This window comes from Arthrobacter sp. B6, assembly GCF_001663775.1.
In the GTDB taxonomy this organism is placed as follows: domain Bacteria; phylum Actinomycetota; class Actinomycetes; order Actinomycetales; family Micrococcaceae; genus Arthrobacter.
The window spans coordinates 2,460,004-2,479,728 of sequence record NZ_KV467168.1 but is presented as its reverse complement, the minus strand read 5'-3'; the positions used below and the strand labels follow the sequence as shown (position 1 = coordinate 2,479,728).

Here is a 19,725-nt window from a genome sequence, read left to right as displayed (position 1 = left end):
CGTTATGGGCGCCCATAACGACATCTGCTGCTACCTAGTTGGGAGGACGTTTGCCCGCAGCCACACCACCAGCGCAGAAAAGAGTTCCACCGTGCACATCGGACTGATCGGCCTTGGCAAGATGGGTTTCAACATGCGCGAACGCCTGCGCAAGGGTGGACTTGAAGTCACCGGGTTCGACCGCAATCCGGACGTCACTGACGTCTCCTCGCTGGATGAACTTATTGCCGCCGTCCCGTCACCCCGCCTCATCTGGGTCATGGTCCCGGCCGGGGAAATCACTGATGCAGTCATCACCGAACTCGGTGACAAGCTCGACGTCGGCGACCTGGTGATCGACGGCGGCAACTCGCGGTTCACCGAGGACCAGAAACATGGTGCCGCGCTGGACGAAAAAGGCATCCGGTTCGTCGACTGCGGCGTTTCCGGCGGTGTGTGGGGTCTCCGGAACGGCTACGGCCTGATGGCCGGCGGCGACGCGGCCGACATTGAACGTGCCCTTCCGGTGTTTGATGCGCTCCGTCCGGAGGGCGAACGCGCCGACAGTTTTGTCCACGTCGGCGGAGTTGGTGCCGGACACTACGCGAAGATGGTCCACAACGGCATCGAATACGGCCTCATGCAGGCCTACGCCGAAGGCTACGAACTGCTCGCCGCCAAGGACATCGTCACTGATCTTCCCGGAACCTTCCGCGCGTGGCAAAAAGGAACGGTCGTCCGGTCCTGGCTCCTGGACCTCATGGTGAAGGCACTGGATGAAGATCCGGGACTGGCCTCCATCGACGATTACGTCGAGGATTCGGGCGAAGGCCGGTGGACCGTGGAAGAGGCCATCGCCAACGCGGTGCCCGCCCCTGCCATTACGGCGGCACTTTTTGCCCGTTTCTCCTCGCGCGAAGACAATTCCCCTGCCATGAAGATGGTTTCCGCGCTGCGCCACCAGTTCGGCGGGCATGCCACCCGCCCCGCCAAGTAGCATCAATCCCCGGGACCTGCGGGCCCCGAGAAACCTGAAGACCGCGTGTACCTAGAACACCTCTCGCTGACTGACTTCCGCAGTTACGCCCAGGTTGACCTTGCCCTGGAACCGGGCGTCACGGTGCTGGTGGGATCAAACGGGATCGGCAAGACCAACCTGATGGAGGCCATCGGCTACCTCGCCACGCTCAGTTCGCACCGTGTCAGTGCGGACGGTCCGCTGCTCCGGTTCGGCACCGACCGTGCGCTGGTGCGGGCGCGGCTGGTACGGGGCGGCCAGATCACGGTACTCGAACTGGAGATCAATGCCAGCCGGGCCAACCGAGGGCGCATCAACCGCAGCAATCCGGTTCGTGCCCGGGACCTCCTGGGGATCTGCCAGACGGTGCTGTTCGCCCCCGAAGACCTGTCGCTGGTCAAGGGTGATCCGTCAAACAGGCGGCGGTTCCTGGATGAGCTGCTGGTCAGCCTGATTCCGCGCCATGCGGCAACCCGCAGCGATTACGACCGGGTCCTGAAGCAGCGCAATGCCCTGCTGAAGTCTGCCCGGACCGGAAAATTCACCGCCGGCCATGAAGCCACCCTGGACGTCTGGGACCAGCACATGGCCCGTGCCGGTGCCGAGCTGCTGCACGCGCGGTTGGAACTGGTGGAGCGGCTGCGGCCGCACCTGGCCAGTGCGTATGCCCAGCTCACTGACGGATCCAAGGCGGCCGATGCGGCCTACCGCTCGAGCCTGCAGAACATGATGGACGACGACGGCGGCGCGGCACCAGGTGCGGCACTCCCGTCCTCCGAGGGCGAACCAGGCTACGACGACCTCCGGAAACTCACCGTGGAGGAGCTCACGGAAGCGTATGTCCGGGCTTTCGCCGCGTCCCGGCGCAAAGAACTGGAACGGGGCATATCCCTGGTGGGCCCGCACCGGGACGAGCTGGAACTCGTGCTTGGCGAGGCACCGGCCAAGGGGTACGCCTCACACGGGGAAACGTGGTCCATGTGCCTGTCCCTCCGGCTGGCGTCCTACTACGTGATGCTCGACGACGCCCGGACCGGCGGATCCGCACCCATCCTGATCCTGGATGACGTTTTTGCCGAACTCGACGTCCAGCGTCGGCGTAAACTGGCGGCAATAGTCTCCGGCGCGGAACAGGTCCTGGTGACCGCCGCCGTCGACGCCGATATTCCGGAGGAACTCTCCGGCCGGCGGGTGAAGGTCATCCCGGGAGGAATCGATGAATAAGGATAAGGACGGCGGCCTCCAGCCCGGCCGGGATCCTGACAACATCGATGCGCCGCAGGCGGCACTGAACCGCATGCGGGAGGCAGCCGCGGCGCGCGGCGAGATCCGCCGCAAAGCACCGCCCGCCGCCGGCGCCGGCAAGACCAAACGCGGCATCAGGGACACCCGCGGCTTCAGCCAGTTCCACTCCACCGGCCGGGACCCCCTCGGCCTCGGCAAAGTTGTGGGACGCCTGGTGGCTGAACGCGGCTGGACTTCGCCTGTGGCCGTCGGGTCCGTGATGGCCGAATGGGCCACCCTGGTTGGCCCGGAGATCTCAGCCCACTGCACACCGGAGAGCTTTACCGACACCACCCTGCATGTCCGCTGCGACTCAACAGCATGGGCGACCCAGCTGCGCCTCCTCAGCATCAGCCTGCTGGAGAAGTTCCGCACGGAACTCGGCGACGGGGTGGTCACGAGCATCCAGGTGCTCGGTCCGTCAGCACCCAGCTGGCGCAAGGGCGGTCGCACCGTCAACGGCCGCGGCCCCCGCGATACGTACGGATAAGCGGCTTAGGCGGGCGCGCCGCCGTCGGCCTATTGAATATTCGCCTAAGGGCGTGTAGGGCGCTGCGACGCCCTTCGGGTGTATAGGAACCCAAAGACCGGACCGCGGGGGCGCCCTAGGCGGGGCCAACGGCCTGACAAAGGCACATTGCATGCCGCCTGGGCCCCTGGAATGCGGGAGAACGCCCCGATCCACGATAGAATCACATCAGATAACTGGGCGCCGGTGAAACGTTGACTGAGTCCGTTTTCCGCACGCTTCCCGCTGGCGGATCGCGGTTCCGCATGTCTTCCAACTCGCCAGCGCCATCAGTTTGTGCCTGTTGGCCGACGCCTTCCCTGGGGAGCGCACTCGGCCGGCCATCATCGAAAACAGAGGAGTCGACAGCGCCTGTGGCTAACGACAATACAGATATCCAGGCAGTGGAACCCGCAGTTGAGGATGCCCGTACCCCCGACACCCCGGCAGATGCTGTGACCCCCCGTGAATACGGTGCCAGCGACATCACTGTCCTTGAGGGCCTCGAAGCCGTGCGGAAGCGTCCCGGCATGTACATCGGCTCAACCGGACCGCGCGGCCTCCACCACCTGGTCTATGAAGTGGTGGACAACTCTGTTGATGAGGCCTTGGCCGGCTACTGCACACACATCGAAGTGGTCCTTCAGGCCGACGGCGGCGTCAAGGTGGTGGATGACGGCCGTGGAATCCCCGTGGACATGCACCCCACGGAGCACAAGCCGACGGTCGAGGTTGTCATGACCATCCTGCACGCAGGCGGCAAGTTCGGTGGCGGCGGCTACGCGGTGTCCGGTGGCCTGCACGGTGTGGGCATCTCTGTGGTGAACGCGCTCTCCAGCCGCGTTGACACCGAAGTCCGGCGCCAGGGACACGTCTGGCGGATGTCATTCGCCGACGGCGGCAAACCCCAGGGCGGCCTGGTCCAGGGCGAGGAGACGGACCGCACCGGAACCACGCAGACCTTCTACCCGGATGCCGGCATCTTCGAAAGCACCGAATTCGACTTTGAGACGCTTCGTGCCCGCTTCCAGCAGATGGCTTTCCTGAACAAGGGCCTGCGCATCACGCTGACGGACGAGCGCGCATCCGAAGAGGACAGCGACGATGACCTGGACCTGGACGCTGTGGTCACCGAAGGTGAAGTCACTGCCGAACACCGCACCGTGGTCTACCAGTACGACGACGGCCTGCTGGACTACGTCAAGCACCTGAACTCCGGCAAGAAGGTTGATGTGGTCCACGAGGACGTCATCGCCTTCGAAACGGAGGACAAGGACCGTAAGATCGCGCTGGAAATGGCGATGCAGTGGACCAACGCGTATTCCGAAAGCGTCCACACTTACGCCAACACCATCAACACCCACGAGGGCGGAACACACGAAGAGGGCTTCCGCGCCGCCATGACCTCGCTTATCAACCGCTACGCGCGGGAGAAGAGCATCATCAAGGAGAAGGACGACAACCTCACCGGTGATGACATCCGCGAAGGCCTTACCGCGGTTATCTCGGTCAAACTTGCTGAGCCGCAGTTCGAGGGCCAGACCAAAACGAAGCTGGGCAACTCGGAAGTCAAGGGCTTCGTTCAGCGGGTGGTCACTGACGGGCTCGGTGACTGGCTGGAGCGTAACCCCGGGCCCGCCCGTGACGTCATCCGCAAGGCCATATCCGCAGCCCAGGCGCGAATGGCGGCCCGCAAGGCCCGCGACAACGCCCGCCGCAAGAGCCCGCTGGAATCGTTCGGCATGCCGGGCAAGCTTTCAGACTGCTCCTCGAAGGACCCTTCCAGGTGCGAGGTCTACATCGTGGAGGGTGACTCGGCCGGCGGCTCCGCCAAGCGTGGCCGCAACCCCGAAACCCAGGCCATCCTGCCGCTTCGCGGCAAGATCCTGAACGTTGAGCGGGCACGCCTGGACAAGGCCCTCGGCAACACAGAGGTCCAGTCCATGATTACCGCGTTCGGTACCGGCATCGGCGAGGACTTCGACCTCAGCAAACTCCGCTACCACAAGATTGTGCTGATGGCCGATGCCGACGTTGACGGACAGCACATCACCACCCTGCTGATGACGCTGCTGTTCCGTTACATGCGCCCCCTCATCGAGAACGGCTATGTCTACCTGGCACAGCCACCCCTGTACCGGATCAAGTGGTCCAATGCGCCTCATGACTACGTCTTCAGTGACAAGCAGCGTGATGCCAAGCTCCTGAGCGGCCAGGCGGCCGGCCGCCGTATTCCGAAGGACAACGGCATCCAGCGCTATAAGGGCCTCGGTGAAATGGATTACACCGAGCTCTGGGACACCACGATGGACCCGGACAACCGGACGCTTCTGCAGGTCACCATGGACGACGCCCTTGCGGCGGACCAGATCTTCTCCACGCTGATGGGCGAGGACGTTGAATCCCGCCGCAACTTCATCCAGCAGAACGCCAAGGACGTCAGGTTCCTGGATATCTAGCCGGTTCTCCCGCCTAGCATTCCAGAACCGACATATACCTGAAACGGAAAATATAGACGATGAGTGACGAGACACCAGAGAACCAGGCGGAATCCGCCGATCTTCCGGAAACCGTGCTTGAAGGCGATGTGCTGATCGACCGGGTGGAACAGGTTGACCTGCAGACGGAAATGCAGCGGTCGTACCTGGACTACGCGATGGCCGTTATTGTGGGGCGCGCACTTCCGGACGTCAGGGACGGCCTGAAGCCCGTCCATCGCCGTGTGCTGTACGCGATGTTCGACGGCGGCTACCGTCCCGACCGTTCGTTCAACAAGTGTGCCCGCGTGGTGGGCGAAGTCATGGGCCAGTACCACCCGCATGGCGACACCGCCATCTACGACGCCTTGGTCCGCCTGATCCAGGACTGGACCATGCGGTACCCGCTGGCGTTGGGACAGGGAAACTTCGGTTCCCCAGGCAACGACGGCGCGGCCGCCCCCCGGTATACCGAAACCAAAATGGCGCCGTTGGCCATGGAGATGGTCCGCGACATCGACGAGGAAACCGTCGACTTCCAGGACAACTACGACGGGAAGAACCAGGAACCCACCATCCTGCCGGCGCGGTTCCCCAACCTGCTGGTCAATGGCTCCTCCGGCATCGCCGTCGGCATGGCCACCAACATACCGCCGCACAACCTCCGGGAAGTGGCCGACGGTGTCCAGTGGTACCTGGCCAACCCGACGGCCACCCGCGAGGAACTGCTGGAGGAACTGCTCCTGCGCATCAAGGGGCCCGATTTCCCTACCGGAGCAACCATCCTGGGCCACAAGGGCATCGAGGACGCGTACCGGACCGGCCGCGGCTCCGTCACCATGCGCGCGGTGGTCAACGTGGAGGAACTCCAGGGCCGCACCTGCCTCGTGGTCACCGAACTGCCCTACCAGGCCAACCCGGACAACCTGGCCATCAAAATCGCCGAGCTGGTCAAGGACGGCAAAATCTCCGGGATCGCGGACCTCCGCGATGAGACTTCCGGCCGAACGGGCCAGCGCCTGGTCATTGTGCTCAAGCGCGATGCCGTGGCCAAGGTGGTGCTGAACAACCTCTACAAGCACACCGAACTGCAGAGCAACTTCTCCGCCAACATGCTGGCCATCGTGGACGGTGTGCCGCGGACGCTGAGCCTGGACGCCTTCATCAGGCACTGGGTGACGCACCAGCTGGACGTTATCGCCCGGCGCACCCGGTACCGCCTGCGCAAGGCCGAAGAAGAAGCACACATCCTCAGGGCGCTGCTCAAGGCACTGGACATGCTGGACGAGGTCATTGCCCTCATCCGTGCATCCAACACCACTGAAGCGGCCCGCGACGGACTGATGCAGCTGCTGGACATCGACGAACTGCAGGCCAGGGCAATCCTGGACATGCAGCTGCGCCGCCTCGCTGCCCTGGAACGCCAGAAGATCCAGGACCGGCACGCCGAACTCGAGGCGCTGATTGCGGAATACAACTCGATCCTTGCCTCGGAGGAGCGCCAGCGCGAGATCATCAGCACCGAGCTTGCCGAGATCGTGGCCAAGCACGGAGATGACCGCCGGACCAAGATCCTGATGGGTTTCGACGGTGACATGTCCATGGAAGACCTGATCCCCGAAGAGGAAATGGTTGTCACCATCACCCGTGGCGGTTACGTCAAGCGGACCCGCAGCGACAACTACCGTTCGCAACAACGCGGCGGCAAGGGCATCAAGGGTGCCCAGCTGCGAGGCGACGACGTGGTGGAGCACTTCTTTGTCACCACCACCCACCACTGGCTGCTCTTCTTCACGAACCTGGGCCGGGTATACCGTGCGAAGGCTTACGAGCTGATGGAAGCCGGCCGTGATGCCAAGGGCCAGCACGTCGCGAACCTGATGGCCTTCCAGCCGGACGAGCACATCGCCCAGGTGCTGGACCTCAAGGACTACCAGCACGCCCCGTACCTTGTCCTGGCCACTAAGCGAGGCCTGGTCAAGAAGACCCGGCTGGAGGACTACGACACCAACCGTTCCGCCGGCGTCATTGCCATTAACCTCCGTGACGAGGATGAACTGGTGTCCGCCCAGCTGGTGTCAGAATCCGATGACCTGCTGCTCGTCTCCCGCAAGGGCCAGTCCATCCGCTTCACGGCCACCGATGACGCGCTGCGGCCCATGGGCCGGGCCACGTCCGGCGTAACCGGCATGAAGTTCCGGGAGGAGGACGAACTGCTGGCCGCCAATGTGGTCACGGACGGTTCGTTCGTGTTCATCGTGACGGAGGGCGGCTACGCCAAGCGCACGGCCGTGGAGGAATACCGGCTCCAGGGCCGCGGCGGCCTGGGAATCAAGGTTGCCAAGCTGGCCGAGGAACGCGGCGACCTGGTCGGAGCCCTGATTGTCCAGGAGGAAGACGAAGTCCTGGTGGTTATGGAAGGCGGCAAGGTGGTCCGTTCCTCCGTATCCGGCGTGCCCGCCAAGGGCCGCGACACCATGGGCGTCATCTTCGCGAAACCTGACAAGAATGACCGGATCATCGAGGTGGCACGGAACAGCGAACGCGGTCTCGAGGGAGAGGAATCCCTGGAGGATGACGTAACGTTGGCTGAAGAGGCCGGATCCCCCGAGGGGTCCGCAGGGTCAGCAGCAATGGCAGAGACAGCACCGGCCGTTGAGTCAGAGGACGCCTCCGGCGACGCTGAGCCGAACGAAGACTACACCGGAGGTAACGAGTGAGTAATCCCGACTCATATCCCAAGCAGAACAGCAATGTTCCCGGCGGAACGGGCCAGCCGGCTGCTGCTCCCCGCGTGAACGCTCCCGTACGTCCGCAGCAGCGCCCGGCCGCTCCAGCGGCTCCGGCGAGCCTGCCCGGCCAGCGCCCCGCTGCAGCCGGCCAGCGTCCGCAGGTCCAGCCAGGACAGGGCCAGCGGCCTGCCGAAGGCCAGCGTCCCGGCCAGCGTCCGGTCACGGCGGGGCAGCGTCCCGCACAGGGTGGCCCGGGGCTCGTCAAGCCGGCTCCCAAAGCCAAAGTCAGGCGCGCGCGCCTGCTGATCAGCAAAGTCGACCCCTGGTCGGTCCTGAAAATGGCGTTCCTGCTGTCCGTTGCCCTGGGAATCGTTACGGTCGTTGCGGCCATCGTGCTTTGGACCGTCCTGGATCTGACCGGCATCTTCGATCAGGTGGACAGCCTCCTGGGGACTCTCGCCGGGTCCGAGGGCGGCGGGTTTGAACTGAAGAAGGTGGCTTCGCTGGGACAGGTGGCATCCTTTGCCACCATCATCGCCGTAGTGAACGTGGTCCTCCTGACGGCTCTGTCCATGCTGTCTGCTGTACTGTACAACCTCTCGGCCACCCTGGTGGGCGGAATCGGCGTTACCCTCACGGACGACTGAAATCCCATAATTCCTGCGGATTTTTCCGTAGGAATGCCTCGATTTGAGATCGGGCCGGGATGTGCTGTAAAGTCATATCTCGGCCCGATGAGGCATCGGGGCGTATAGCTCAGGCGGTTAGAGCGCTTCGCTGATAACGAAGAGGTCCCAGGTTCAAGTCCTGGTACGCCCACGGAACCTGTGCAGGTTCCAGTAAAGGTCCAGCTCGCTGGACCGGAACGGGGTGCATGTGAAGAAGTTGCTGGTTCTTGCAGCTGCGATCGCAGGCGCCCTGCTCTACCGGAAAGCACAGGAATCCGAGGCCCGGAAAACGGTCTGGAGTGAGTCAACCGATACGGTTGATTAGCCCGGATTCCCGGACGGGGAGCTGGCAAGAGGCTCTCCGGTTCTAGGGTATGATTGACGGGTTGCTTCTTATGGGGGCATGGCGCAATTGGTAGCGCACCTGCTTTGCAAGCAGGGGGTTCGGGGTTCGAGTCCCCGTGCCTCCACCATAAGGAAAGTCCCGGACAGCGGAAACGCTGTCCGGGACTTTTTTGTTATGCCGGAAAAGTAGGGTTGGACAGTGAACTTCTTCCTTGCGGCACTCGGTGTGCTGGGTGTCGCCTCATCCGGACCGCTGATCGCCGCCACCCTCGGTGCGACCACCGTCAGCGCCCTGGCCATTGCGTTCTGGCGCAACGCCATCGGCGCTGCGGTGATGGCCACGCCCACCCTCGTGCGGGAGCCGCGGCAGTTTGGAAGGATCACCGGGCGGGAATTCCGCTGGTCCTTGCTCGCCGCCGTCGCCCTGGCCTTGCACTTCGCCTGCTTCATCACTTCACTGCAGCTGACGTCCGTAGCCGCCGCCACTGCCCTCGTCTGCCTCCAGTCCGGTTGGATCGCCGTCTTCCAGCTCTTTCGCGGCACGAAACACCGCTGGCCAGTGCTGGCCGGCCTCGGTATTGCGTTCGGCGGCGTCGTGGCCATCACCGGGTTTGATATGGGCAGTTCCTCGGAGGCGCTCCTGGGCGACTTGCTGGCGGTGGCGGGCGGAGCGCTGGCGGGTCTCTACACCCTGGCGGGCGGCAAGGCGCGGCAAAGCATGACCACGGGGACCTACACCACCCTCTGTTACGGGATGTGCGCGGCCCTCGTGGCGCTCCTGGCGGTGTTCAGCGGACAGCCACTGACAGGGTTCGACGCCGGCGGCTGGCTGGGCATCATTGCCATCACCGTCTGTGCCCAACTGGTCGGCCATACGGCCTTCAACCACCTGCTGGCGACAATGAGTCCGTTGCTGGTCTCGATGATCATCCTGCTGGAGATCCCGGGCGCGGCGCTGCTGGCCGCCGTGTTCCTGCACGAAACGCTCCCGGCCGGAACCTACGCCGGACTGGCGCTGATCCTGGTGGGACTCGCCGTTGTGGTCCTGGGACAGCGGTCCCGCACTGCCAGGCGGCAGCGTTTGGACCCCGCCGGGACACGGGACGGCGAACCGCCCTCGGAGCGGCTTGCGGAGCTGGGAACAGACTGAGCCGCGGGCCTGGACGGCGGGGCAGCCAGTGGGAGATGCTGGCGCCGGTCGCCACCGGGTTGGGCGCTACTGGCCGCCGCGCCGGACCGGTTGGGCCGTGTTGACCGTGTGGATCGCCCGCAGCAGCTTGGCCGGGAAATATACGGAGAAGAAGACCACCATGGGGGCCTTGAGCGCCATCTTCTTCACGTTGTGGGCTTTGTACGTGCGGTCGAAGCGCGTCACGTAGTAGCGGTAGTCCCGGGGTGAGTCCTCCAGCCGGCGGGCGGACATTCCGGACACCATCTGGGGCCAGTACTGCACTTTGAGTTCGTGGTCGGCAAGATGAAGGGACAGGTCGATGTCCTCATGCATCTCATCCTTTTCGTCACGGCAGGTCTCGGCCCGGATGGTTTCCCAGGCGGACGCACGCAGGGCCATGTTGGAGCCGAAGAGGAAATGGTACTGGTGTTTGGCCAGCTTGAGCATCAGCTGGCGCATCTTGTCGTCGGCCTTGAGGCCGAAGCGGCGCATAGGCATGTCGTAATAGACCACTGGGCCGGTGGCCGCCTGGACTGACTGGTCCACAAACGCCTTCTGGACCTGTTCCACCCAGTCGGGCTCCACCACCGAATCAGCGTCTATCCGGCCGAGGATATCGCCGGTGGCGTGGTCCAGGCCAAAATTGCGGGTGGGGATGAGCCCCTGGTCACGGTCCTGGCTCAGCAGGATGATGGGGCTTTCCGGATATTCCAACTGCATCTGCTGCACGATGGCGGCGGTGCGGTCCGTGGAGAGGTTGTCCACCACGATGATTTCGTGGGCCGGGACCGATTGGTAGACGGCAGCGATGAGGCACTGCCGGATCACACTTTCCTCGTTGTACGCCGGGATGACAATGGACACACGGGGCAGCTGTGCTGCGTCGTTCAAGGCATCCCCAGAGGATTTATCGGCTGACATCAGTTCAAATTTAGCACCGATCGGGATTCGCACCGCGGGTGGCGGGTACGAGTCCGGACAAACACTGGGAAAACACTGAAGGGGCCCCGCAAACCGCGGGACCCCTTCAGCTGACGGCGCAACAGCGCCTGGAACTGCTAGACGCTGCCCTTGTCCGCGGATCCATTCATGTTCGACGCGATGTTCTTCATGGCCGTTTTGGCATCGGCAGCTGCCTTGGCTGCCGCGTCCGCCGAATCGTCGGCCACATGCTTGGCCTTGTCGGCTGCATCATCGGTGGCATCTTTTGTACCCTCGGCGAGGTCGTCGGACTTGCCCGCAACAGGGCCGGCGGTGGCCGCCGAAGCTGCGGCACCCTTGCTGGTTGAATCTTCTGCAGTTGCCGCGGCGTCGTTCACGGCCGCGGCAGGAACCGGAGCCGGGGTGGGGGTAACGGGCGAGGGCGTCTTCCAAGGATCTTCCACCGGCTTGGAGGCCTTCCAGGCTGCCACACCGGCTGCCACTGCGGCTGCGATGATGCCAAAGACCAGCCAGCCGCGCTTCTTGGGCTTCTCCGGTTCCGCGAGCTGGATGCCCACAGCCCGTCCGGCTTCCGTGGCCGCCGCCCTGAGCTGCGTTCCTGCAGTGTGCGCCTGGTCCTGAAGGGCGTGGACGATGCCAACATCGCCAAGCTTCTGGGCGACGGCATCCACGTGCGCCGGCGCGCTCTCCAGGGTGCGGTGCACGGCGTCGGATGCCTGGCCGATCTGGTCCGAAAGGCGTGGCAGGTACTCCACCACAACGCGGTCACGGGCGTTCAGGATTACCGGTGTGGCCTTGTCCAGTGCTTCGTGGAGGCGCGGAGTGGTGCCTTCAACGGCATCGTGGATCCTGGGGGCAAGGTGGGCCAGCCCGTCCTGGATGCGGGGTGTTACCGTTGCGACGCCGTCGGCGAGGTTGTGGGCTGCGGTTTTCAGGCCTTCCTGGATCTTGGGAGATGCGGTATCCAGGCCATGCTGCAGCCGGGGAACTGCCCAGTCCACTGCTGCTTCCACGCGGGGGGATGCCCAGTCCTTGGCGTTCTCTACCGCGCTGTTGACTGACTGCTCAAGGTCACGGGCAATACGATCCGATTTCTTCACAACTACCTCCCGATTAATGTGACGGTTCTGTTGTTAGCCTACGTGGATTGACCTTCACCGGCTATTCTTAGCCCGGAATTCAGGCCGATTTCACCCAGCGCGGAACTGTCGTCCACACCCGTTCCGCTTTGGCCGGTCGTGAAAGAATGGGCGGTATGACTGCCATAGCAACTGCAAAAGCAACCATCCATACCAGCCTCGGCGACATCGTCGTGAACCTCTTCGGGAACCACGCGCCCAAGACGGTCAAGAACTTCATCGGCCTCGCCACCGGTGAGCAGGCCTGGACCCACCCGGAGACGGGTGAGGACAAGACCGGTACCCCGCTGTACAACGGCACGATCTTCCACCGCATCATCAAAGACTTCATGATCCAGGCCGGCGATCCCCTGGGCCGCGGTGTCGGCGGTCCGGGCTACAAGTTCGACGACGAAATCCACCCCGAGCTCAGCTTCAACCAGCCCTACAAGCTGGCCATGGCCAACGCCGGCATCCAGATGGGCAAGGGCACCAACGGCTCGCAGTTCTTCATCACCACCATCCCCACCGACTGGCTGCAGGGCAAGCACAGCATCTTCGGCGAGGTGGCTGACGAGGACTCCAAGAAGGTTGTCGACGCCATCGAGGGTGTCCGCACCGGCATGGGCGACCGCCCGGTCGAGGACGTCACCATCAACAGCATCGACATCGAACAGCTCTAACCACCACGCATGAGCTACGGAATCCCGGCGGCGGAGCCGTCAGCGCAAGTCCCGGTCTGCCCCCGGCACCCGGACCGGCCCTCCTATGTGCGGTGCCAGCGCTGCGGGCGCCCCGCATGCCCTGACTGCCAGCGGGCAGCCGCCGTCGGGTTCCAGTGCATCGACTGTGTCAACGAAGCGGCGCGTTCGACGCCGACAGTCAGGACCGTCTACGGCGGGGCCGTGGCTACCGGCAAGCCTCTCGTGACGTTCGGCATCATTGCGCTCTGTGGACTGATGTACGTCCTGCAATGGGTTGTTCCGAATGACGGTATTTACCAGAACTTGGCGTTCGCCACCTATTACGCCACACCCGCGTATGGGGAGTTCGAACCTTGGCGGATGCTGACCGCGGCCTTCCTCCACTCGCAGGGGTTCATCCTGCACATTGTGCTGAACATGTACATGCTGTGGATCTTCGGCCAAGCGCTGGAACCGCTGCTGGGACGCATCCGGTTCCTGGCCTTGTACCTCCTCTCGGCAATAGGCGGGTCAGTAGGCTACCTGCTGCTGACTCCCGGGTACGTGCCCGGCCAGCAATTGGCTGGAGTGGTTGGGGCATCCGGCGCCATCTTTGGACTCTTCGGAGCGATGCTCCTGGTCCAGCGGCACCGCGGCGGGGAGACCCGCCAGTTGTGGGTCCTGATAGCTATCAACGGCGTGATCGGATTCCTGATCCCCCAGATTGCCTGGCAGGCCCACCTCGGCGGCCTCGTCGCCGGTGCCTTGTGTGCCGCGGTAGTGGCCTACACGCCACGTGGGCCGCGGCAGGCCCTGCTCCAGGCAGTCGGCCTGGCCGCCGTGTTTGCCCTGCTGGTCCTGGTGAGCTGGATAAAGGTCACCGCCGGCTGAGCCCGGCTCTGCAGCCGCCCTGAAACCGAAGACCCCGGTGTCCCTACGGACACCGGGGTCTTTCGCATCCGGACCACGAAAAGTTTTCCACAGGGGTTATCCACATTGTTGGTAACTTACATGGCTGTAGTTATGGCCCGAACCAGGCCACGGCCCTGTCCCCGCGCAAGATGTGGCCGGGACAGTCCTGCGCTGTCCACAACTGTGGACAACTTCTGGGGATGTCCCTGTGGTTAAGTGGACAAGAACGCCGGTTTGCCCCGCTCCTGTGGATATCTTCGGCTTTGGGCGGTCGCGGGCCGTTTCGCCGACCTGCCCGCAGGCGATTTCAACATGCTTATTCACAGTGTTAATAACTTACAAGCATGTAGTTACTGTGGCCCTGGAAGCCTTGGGCCGCCTGTTTGGGCGACATTTCCTGAATGTTGGCACAGGTTGTGCACATCTGTGGATAAGTTGTGGGTAGCCGTGTGTTAGCAAGTGGATAACTACGCGGATCGGCGACCGGAGGCCTACTCCGCCGAAGTCTGAACGCAGGAGGACCATTGAGCGCCACCAACGAAAACATCTTCCTTGACAAGCAGCACCCGGCCTTATGGCGGTCATTGAACGGACTGGGCCTCAAGGCACGCGAAGCCGCGGCGGCTGCCGGAGTGGACGGGACGATCATTGAGCTGATGTACGTTCGCATCTCCCAAGTCAACGGGTGCGCGTACTGCCTCGACCTGCACGTGGGCGACGCTGTGGAAAGCGGCGAATCGCCCCAACGGCTGGCGGTGCTCCCCGCGTGGCGGGACACAGCACTTTTCACGGACAGGGAGCGTGCAGCGTTGGCGCTGGCCGAGAGCATCACGGAACTGCCGGACCAACGCGCACGGGAGCATGAGGAGGGCTATGCCCGGAGGCACCTCACCGCCGACGAGTTCTCCGCTGTCAGCTGGCTGGCGATCACCATGAACGCCTTCAACCGCGTTTCCATCACGAGTCACCATCCGGTGCACCGCCGGGACTGACGGGAAGGCGCCTGGCCGGGGCGGGAGCCATGGTCGATACCGGCCTTGCAAGGGTCCGCTGGCCAGCTTCGGCTTTATCCACAGGTAATCCACACTGTTAATAACCGGGGCCCATACAGCGGACTCCACATCCACCCTGTTTGCGGGCATCTCGGTGTCCATTCCGGCCACTCGCGGGACCGCGGTTATGCACACTGTGGATAACTTTAAGAACAGCTGGGGAGAACTTGGGGGCAGCCGGTTCAGGCTCCTGCAGCCCGCCACACCCCGGATGATCCGCGGCGGTGGCTGTCAACCAAGTGTGTATCCACCATGCCGATCGCTTCCATGAGCGCGAACATCGTAGTGGGACCCACGAATGAGAAGCCCTTTTGGCGCAGGGCCTTGGACAGGGCCACCGATTCCGGGGACTGGGTGGGGATATCGGCGTGCGTGAGTGGCCGAGGGGTCTCAGGAGGCTGGAAACTCCAGACAAAGTCCACGAGCCCGCCTTCACTGCGAAGAGCTATGACAGCCTCAGCGTTCGTGATCGCGGCACGGATTTTGAGCCTGTTGCGGATGATCCCGGGATCCTTCAGCAGCCGCTCAACATCGTCTTCGGTGAAGGCGGCAACGACGTCCGGATTGAAGTCATGGAAGGCAGCGCGGAAGGCAGGGCGTTTCCGCAGGATGGTGGCCCAGGACAGGCCGGCCTGGAACCCCTCGAGGCAGATGCGTTCGTAAAGGCCGTTTTCGTCCCGCACCGGCAGGCCCCACTCGGTGTCGTAATAGTCGCGCAGGAGGGGATCAATGGAGGCCCATGGCGGGCGGGCGAGTCCGTCGACCCCAAGAACGGTTCCGTTACCGCCGGGGACCATGCTCCGCGGCTAGGAACGCCAGCGGGTGGTCATCAGGAAGCCGACGATGGCGATGCCGAAACCGGCAACGATGTTCCATGATTCCCAGGCCTGGACAGGAAGCTGGCCTTCGCTGATGTAGAACGTAATGATCCACAGCAGGCCGATGATCATGAGCCCGAACATGACAGGCTTGAACCAGATGGGATTGGGCTTGTAGGCCTGCGTTGACGAAGCCGGCTGGGCTGAGCTGGAAGTCTTCTTGCGTGGCTTGGACTCGGGCACGTGCTCTCCTTGGCGGGCTGAGGCAAGCTCGGCGACCCGGGCTTGATATCCTGCAAGAAGGAAATTGCCAGCGGTCTGCGCGATCTTGGTCAAATCTTGATTCTTACTAGCAGCCAATTCTAGCCGTAGTTCAGGGCCAACCAGTGCCCATGGTGACCGCCCCCGGAGGAGAACGCGTGGTATTGCAGGAGAAGGCGAGGACCGGCACTGTGCCTGGACCCGGCGTCGCGATTCTGCGTGGAACTGCCCAGGTACTTGGTGAGCTTCTCATCACGGCGGGCATCATCCTGCTGCTTTTTGTGGGCTGGCAGCTGTGGTGGACCAACGTGGAATCGGATGCCAGGCAAAGCGCCATCATCAAGGAATTTGCCCAGGACCTCGGCGCGGTGGCACCCAGTCCGGAGCCCTCTGGTAGCCCGGCGGCGCCAGGGGCGGCCGTGGACTACGGCGCACCCGTGGTGTCCGCAGCCCCCGGACACGCCGGCACCATCGGCATCATGTACATACCGCGGTTCGGCGCAAACTACACCCGGCCCATAGTGCAGGGAACCACCGGTGATGTGCTGGATACCCTGGGACTGGGCCACTACAGCAACACCGCCATGCCCGGCGCTGTGGGGAATTTTGCTGTGGCCGGCCACCGGCAGACCCACGGTGCCGTCCTGGACAACATCCACACACTGGTGCCGGGCGACCGGATCTACGTCCAGACCAGGGATGGCTACTACGTCTACGTTTTCCGAAACAACCAGATTGTGCTGCCGTCCCGGACCGATGTTCTGGAACCGGTGCCCACCCGGCCTGGCGTCACCCCCACGGAAAGCTTCCTCACCATGACCAGCTGCAACCCGCGCTTCGGTACCCAGGAACGCATCATCGCGTATGCGCTGCTGGAAAGCTGGCAGCCTGCCTCCGCCGGTCCGCCTGCTGAAATAGCGGCCCAGGTGGCCGCCGCGATCGGGGAGGGCTGACCATGTACGGCTGGATTTTCCGGCACCTGCCGGGTCCCCTGTGGCTGCGGATCTTCACCTCTGTGGTGCTGGTCTGCGCCGCCCTGGTCCTGATGGTCCAGTTCCTTTTCCCCTGGATGTCCACCTTCACCCAACTCACCGACTCAACGATTGGTTCCGCAACCCAGCCATGACCACAACCAAGATCCTGGTCGTAGACAACTACGACAGCTTTGTATACACACTGGTGGGATACCTCCAGGAGCTCGGCGCCGAGACCACCGTAGTGCGCAATGACGATGTCACCCTGGCAGAAGCCATCGAAATGGCCGGAACGCGCGACGGCGTACTCATCTCGCCCGGGCCTGGCAACCCCGCGGAAGCCGGCGTCTGCATCGAACTCATCAAGTGGTGCGGGGACAACACCATGCCCATGTTCGGCGTCTGCCTGGGGCACCAGGCGTTGGCCGAGGCATACGGCGGCAAGGTGACCCACGCCCCCGAACTGATGCACGGCAAGACGTCGTTGGTGGAGCACCACGGAACCAGTGTTTTCGAAGGCCTCCCCTCCCCCGTCACCGCTACGCGGTACCACTCACTGGCCGCAGTCCGCGACACTATCCCGGACGTCCTGGAGATCACCGCGGAGACCTCCACCGGCGTGGTGATGGGCCTGCAGCACCGGACGGCCCCGCTGTGCGGCGTGCAGTTCCACCCCGAGTCCGTGCTGACGGAAGGCGGTTACCAGATGCTGGGCAACTGGCTCGAATCACTGGGAATGGCCGGTGCCGCGTCCCGGGCTGCCAAGCTGAGCCCGCTGATCCAGCACTGACCGTCAGGTACCCCTGACCTGTGTTCCTTGCTGAACCCGGGTCAGCCCTTCTTGGTCGCTGTCGGCGTGGGCGTGGGCGTCGGCGTTGGGGTCACCGGCGGGGGCGGCTCCTTGGCCACCACGATGGTGATGGTCTTGCCCTGTTCGACGGCTGCGTTGACGGGATCACTCTGGTCCGTTACCCGGCCTGGCTCCACCTGGGAGTTCACCACTTCCTGGACGTTCGGAACGAGGCCCAGATCCTTCAGGGCGGCCTCGGCCTCGGCGCGAGTGCGGGCCCGCAGCTCCGGCATGGCCACTTTTCCGGTGGACACCACGATTTCCACAGTGCTGCCGACTGCCACCGACTGGCCGGGCGCAGGGCTGGTAGTGATCACAATGCCGGCCGGTACGGTTGCGCTGTTGGCCATGGTGGTGGTCGGGGCACCCACGAGGCCGCTTTGGCGCAGGACGTCACGGGCGGCAGCTTCAGTCTTGCCAGGCAGGTTTTCCGGTATCTTGACTGCGCTGGGGCCGTCGGAGATGTTCAGGACCACGGCGGAATCGGGGTCCAGTGACGTTCCGGCAGCCGGGTCGGTTCCGATAGCTGTCCCCTTGGGAACGGTATCGTGCTGGCTGCGCTTGATCTGCGGGCGCAGGTTCGCACCGTAGAGTTCCTGCAGGGCCGCTGACTCCGTCATGCTGGCCACCGCCGGAATCTCCACCTTGGGAGTCACTGGCGCGGGTTTGTTCACAATGTTATAGAGCCACAGCCCGCCGCCTGCCAGCACCACCAGCGTGACGATCACCAAAGTGGCGATCCAGGCACGACGGCGGGACTTCTGCCGGGCGCTCCGTTCCCGTTCCGGCTGGAGCCCCAGGGGAAGCTCGTCCGCCTCCTGCGGCTCGTAAACGGCGGCCGCCTCAGCAGGCAGCGCATTGTGGTTGGAATGGTTGTTGGACGAGGCCCGCAGCCGCCCTGTAGGGGCATCATCCAGGAAACTGGCACCCGTGAAAGCGAACGCCTCGGTGGCGGGGGTCCGTTTCGGCGTCGGCACGTGGTCGTTAGGATCAGTGGGCGCCTCTGTGGCCGGAACGTCCGGGACAGGCACTCCGGCCCGGGCCGCGCGAAGTGCACGGCGGAAGGCCGCCGCGTCCTGGAAACGATCATCCCGGTTCTTCAGCAGGGCCTTGGCCAGGACACTGTCCAACGCAGGCGAGACCTCGGGGTTCACACTGCTGGCAGGCTCAGGGATCTCCCGGACGTGCTGGTACGCGACCGAGACGGGGCTGTCGCCAATGAAGGGAGGCCGGGCCGTGAGCATTTCGTACAGCAGGCAGCCGGCGGAATACAGATCGCTGCGGGCATCCACGGTTTCGCCCCGGGCCTGCTCCGGGGAAAGGTACTGGGCCGTGCCCACCACAGCCTGGGTCTGCGTCATGGTGGCTGACGAATCGGCGATGGCGCGCGCGATGCCGAAATCCATGACCTTCACGGAGTTGGAGCCCTCGCAGTACATCACGTTGGCCGGTTTGATGTCCCGGTGGACGATGCCGGCTTTGTGGCTGTATTCCAGGGCCGCGAGCACGCCCAGACAGAACTCGATGGCCTGGTCAATGCTGACTTCCTTGGCCCTGATGAGGTCGCGGATGGTCTTGCCTTCCACGAACTCCATCACAATGTACGGGACCCGGACGCTGTCCTGGGACCCGTCCGGTACCGTGTGCTCGCCGGTGTCGTAGATGGCGACAATGGACGGATGGTTCAGGGCGGCTACGGCCTGGGCCTCCCGTTTGAACCGAGCCTGGAACTGCGGATCACGGGCGAGGTCGGGGCGGAGCAGTTTGATGGCAACGGTCCGTCCAAGCCTGGTGTCCACGCCGCGGTGGACGTCTGCCATGCCGCCGCGGCCGATGAGGCCGCCCAACTCGTAGCGGCCGCTCAGGACACGCTGGTTATCCACCGGGAGGCTGTCCTCACGGTGCGACGGTGTGCGGGGCGTGTCAGTCACTG

Annotated in this window: 19 protein-coding genes and 2 tRNA genes; 16 read left to right on the top strand and 5 right to left on the bottom strand. The window is 63.9% G+C overall.

The window, feature by feature from the left end:
- Positions 1-91 precede the first annotated feature (91 nt).
- The 10 genes from gnd to AU175_RS10920 all read left to right on the top strand — a co-directional run bounded on the left by gnd (position 92) and on the right by AU175_RS10920 (position 10,161).
- Positions 92-976, top strand: a complete 885-nt coding sequence (gene gnd, locus AU175_RS10960; protein WP_066288564.1) for a phosphogluconate dehydrogenase (NAD(+)-dependent, decarboxylating) — start codon at positions 92-94, stop codon at positions 974-976.
- Positions 977-1,021: 45 nt separating this feature from the next.
- A complete protein-coding gene (gene recF / locus AU175_RS10955) occupies positions 1,022-2,221 on the top strand; it encodes a DNA replication/repair protein RecF (protein WP_066288562.1) in 1,200 nt (399 codons plus the stop codon).
- On the top strand, positions 2,214-2,771 hold the full coding sequence (locus AU175_RS10950; protein WP_066288561.1) for a DUF721 domain-containing protein: 558 nt from the start codon (positions 2,214-2,216) through the stop codon (positions 2,769-2,771). The genes recF and AU175_RS10950 overlap by 8 nt, the downstream gene beginning before the upstream one ends.
- A 392-nt stretch (positions 2,772-3,163) precedes the next feature.
- Positions 3,164-5,248 carry a DNA topoisomerase (ATP-hydrolyzing) subunit B gene (gyrB, locus tag AU175_RS10945; protein ID WP_066288558.1) on the top strand — a complete coding sequence of 695 codons (2,085 nt, stop codon included), beginning with the start codon at positions 3,164-3,166 and terminating at the stop codon, positions 5,246-5,248.
- Between the two features lie 59 nt (positions 5,249-5,307).
- A complete protein-coding gene (gene gyrA / locus AU175_RS10940) occupies positions 5,308-7,986 on the top strand; it encodes a DNA gyrase subunit A (RefSeq protein ID WP_066288557.1) in 2,679 nt (892 codons plus the stop codon).
- Positions 7,983-8,645, top strand: a complete 663-nt coding sequence (locus tag AU175_RS10935; RefSeq protein WP_066288552.1) for a DUF3566 domain-containing protein — start codon at positions 7,983-7,985, stop codon at positions 8,643-8,645. The genes gyrA and AU175_RS10935 overlap by 4 nt, the downstream gene beginning before the upstream one ends.
- 98 nt (positions 8,646-8,743) lie before the next feature.
- A tRNA-Ile gene (locus AU175_RS10930) sits at positions 8,744-8,817 on the top strand.
- Between the two features lie 51 nt (positions 8,818-8,868).
- Positions 8,869-8,991: a DLW-39 family protein gene (locus tag AU175_RS22380; RefSeq protein WP_442855295.1), complete on the top strand. Its 123-nt coding sequence runs from the start codon at positions 8,869-8,871 to the stop codon at positions 8,989-8,991.
- Positions 8,992-9,063: 72 nt separating this feature from the next.
- A tRNA-Ala gene (locus AU175_RS10925) sits at positions 9,064-9,139 on the top strand.
- A gap of 71 nt (positions 9,140-9,210) precedes the next feature.
- A complete protein-coding gene (locus AU175_RS10920) occupies positions 9,211-10,161 on the top strand; it encodes a DMT family transporter (RefSeq protein ID WP_066288549.1) in 951 nt (316 codons plus the stop codon).
- A 66-nt stretch (positions 10,162-10,227) separates the two neighbouring features.
- Here the strand turns inward: AU175_RS10920 and AU175_RS10915 are convergent, their stop codons facing one another.
- Both AU175_RS10915 and AU175_RS10910 read right to left on the bottom strand, forming a co-directional pair.
- The gene (locus tag AU175_RS10915) at positions 10,228-11,103 is read right to left on the bottom strand and encodes a glycosyltransferase (protein WP_066288546.1); all 876 of its coding nucleotides are present in this window, start codon (positions 11,101-11,103) and stop codon (positions 10,228-10,230) included.
- A gap of 137 nt (positions 11,104-11,240) precedes the next feature.
- Complete coding sequence (locus tag AU175_RS10910) at positions 11,241-12,224, bottom strand: hypothetical protein (protein ID WP_066288544.1); 984 nt, start codon at positions 12,222-12,224, stop codon at positions 11,241-11,243.
- 155 nt (positions 12,225-12,379) lie between these two features.
- On the opposite strand from AU175_RS10910, the gene AU175_RS10905 reads away from it, so the two are divergent.
- The 3 genes from AU175_RS10905 to AU175_RS10895 all read left to right on the top strand — a co-directional run bounded on the left by AU175_RS10905 (position 12,380) and on the right by AU175_RS10895 (position 14,829).
- Positions 12,380-12,925 (top strand): peptidylprolyl isomerase, encoded by a 546-nt coding sequence (locus AU175_RS10905; RefSeq protein ID WP_066288542.1) that lies wholly within the window; start codon positions 12,380-12,382, stop codon positions 12,923-12,925.
- Between the two features lie 9 nt (positions 12,926-12,934).
- Positions 12,935-13,816, top strand: a complete 882-nt coding sequence (locus AU175_RS10900) for a rhomboid family intramembrane serine protease (RefSeq protein WP_066288541.1) — start codon at positions 12,935-12,937, stop codon at positions 13,814-13,816.
- 545 nt (positions 13,817-14,361) lie between these two features.
- The gene (locus AU175_RS10895) at positions 14,362-14,829 is read left to right on the top strand and encodes a carboxymuconolactone decarboxylase family protein (RefSeq protein ID WP_066288537.1); all 468 of its coding nucleotides are present in this window, start codon (positions 14,362-14,364) and stop codon (positions 14,827-14,829) included.
- Positions 14,830-15,071: 242 nt separating this feature from the next.
- On the opposite strand, the gene AU175_RS10890 is transcribed toward AU175_RS10895, so the two are convergent.
- Positions 15,072-15,686 carry a DNA-3-methyladenine glycosylase I gene (locus tag AU175_RS10890; RefSeq protein ID WP_066288534.1) on the bottom strand — a complete coding sequence of 205 codons (615 nt, stop codon included), beginning with the start codon at positions 15,684-15,686 and terminating at the stop codon, positions 15,072-15,074.
- Between the two features lie 9 nt (positions 15,687-15,695).
- Positions 15,696-15,950, bottom strand: coding sequence for a cell division protein CrgA (locus AU175_RS10885; protein WP_066290961.1), 255 nt, complete (start codon positions 15,948-15,950; stop codon positions 15,696-15,698).
- 176 nt (positions 15,951-16,126) lie between these two features.
- Between AU175_RS10885 and AU175_RS10880 the strand changes: the two genes are divergently transcribed.
- Genes AU175_RS10880 through AU175_RS10875 form a run of 3 tightly spaced genes read left to right on the top strand, consistent with a single transcriptional unit; the run spans position 16,127 to position 17,732 of the window.
- Positions 16,127-16,921, top strand: a complete 795-nt coding sequence (locus AU175_RS10880) for a class E sortase (protein WP_066288531.1) — start codon at positions 16,127-16,129, stop codon at positions 16,919-16,921.
- A 2-nt stretch (positions 16,922-16,923) separates the two neighbouring features.
- Entirely contained in the window at positions 16,924-17,094 is a 171-nt protein-coding gene (locus AU175_RS22005) for a hypothetical protein (protein ID WP_197497079.1), read from the top strand.
- Entirely contained in the window at positions 17,091-17,732 is a 642-nt protein-coding gene (locus AU175_RS10875) for an anthranilate synthase component II (RefSeq protein ID WP_066288529.1), read from the top strand. The genes AU175_RS22005 and AU175_RS10875 overlap by 4 nt, the downstream gene beginning before the upstream one ends.
- 41 nt (positions 17,733-17,773) lie before the next feature.
- On the opposite strand, the gene pknB is transcribed toward AU175_RS10875, so the two are convergent.
- Positions 17,774-19,723: a Stk1 family PASTA domain-containing Ser/Thr kinase gene (gene pknB, locus AU175_RS10870; RefSeq protein WP_066288527.1), complete on the bottom strand. Its 1,950-nt coding sequence runs from the start codon at positions 19,721-19,723 to the stop codon at positions 17,774-17,776.
- Positions 19,724-19,725 lie beyond the last annotated feature (2 nt).

Bases quoted from the DNA above. Each gene is read 5' to 3' on its own strand.
- AU175_RS10950 (WP_066288561.1), top strand. From the start codon at position 2,214: ATGAATAAGGATAAGGACGGCGGCCTCCAGCCCGGCCGGGATCCTGAC.
- gyrA (WP_066288557.1), top strand. From the start codon at position 5,308: ATGAGTGACGAGACACCAGAGAACCAGGCGGAATCCGCCGATCTTCCG.
- AU175_RS10915 (WP_066288546.1), bottom strand. From the start codon at position 11,103: ATGTCAGCCGATAAATCCTCTGGGGATGCCTTGAACGACGCAGCACAG.
- AU175_RS10905 (WP_066288542.1), top strand. From the start codon at position 12,380: ATGACTGCCATAGCAACTGCAAAAGCAACCATCCATACCAGCCTCGGC.
- AU175_RS10900 (WP_066288541.1), top strand. From the start codon at position 12,935: ATGAGCTACGGAATCCCGGCGGCGGAGCCGTCAGCGCAAGTCCCGGTC.
- AU175_RS10890 (WP_066288534.1), bottom strand. From the start codon at position 15,686: ATGGTCCCCGGCGGTAACGGAACCGTTCTTGGGGTCGACGGACTCGCC.
- AU175_RS22005 (WP_197497079.1), top strand. From the start codon at position 16,924: ATGTACGGCTGGATTTTCCGGCACCTGCCGGGTCCCCTGTGGCTGCGG.
- AU175_RS10875 (WP_066288529.1), top strand. From the start codon at position 17,091: ATGACCACAACCAAGATCCTGGTCGTAGACAACTACGACAGCTTTGTA.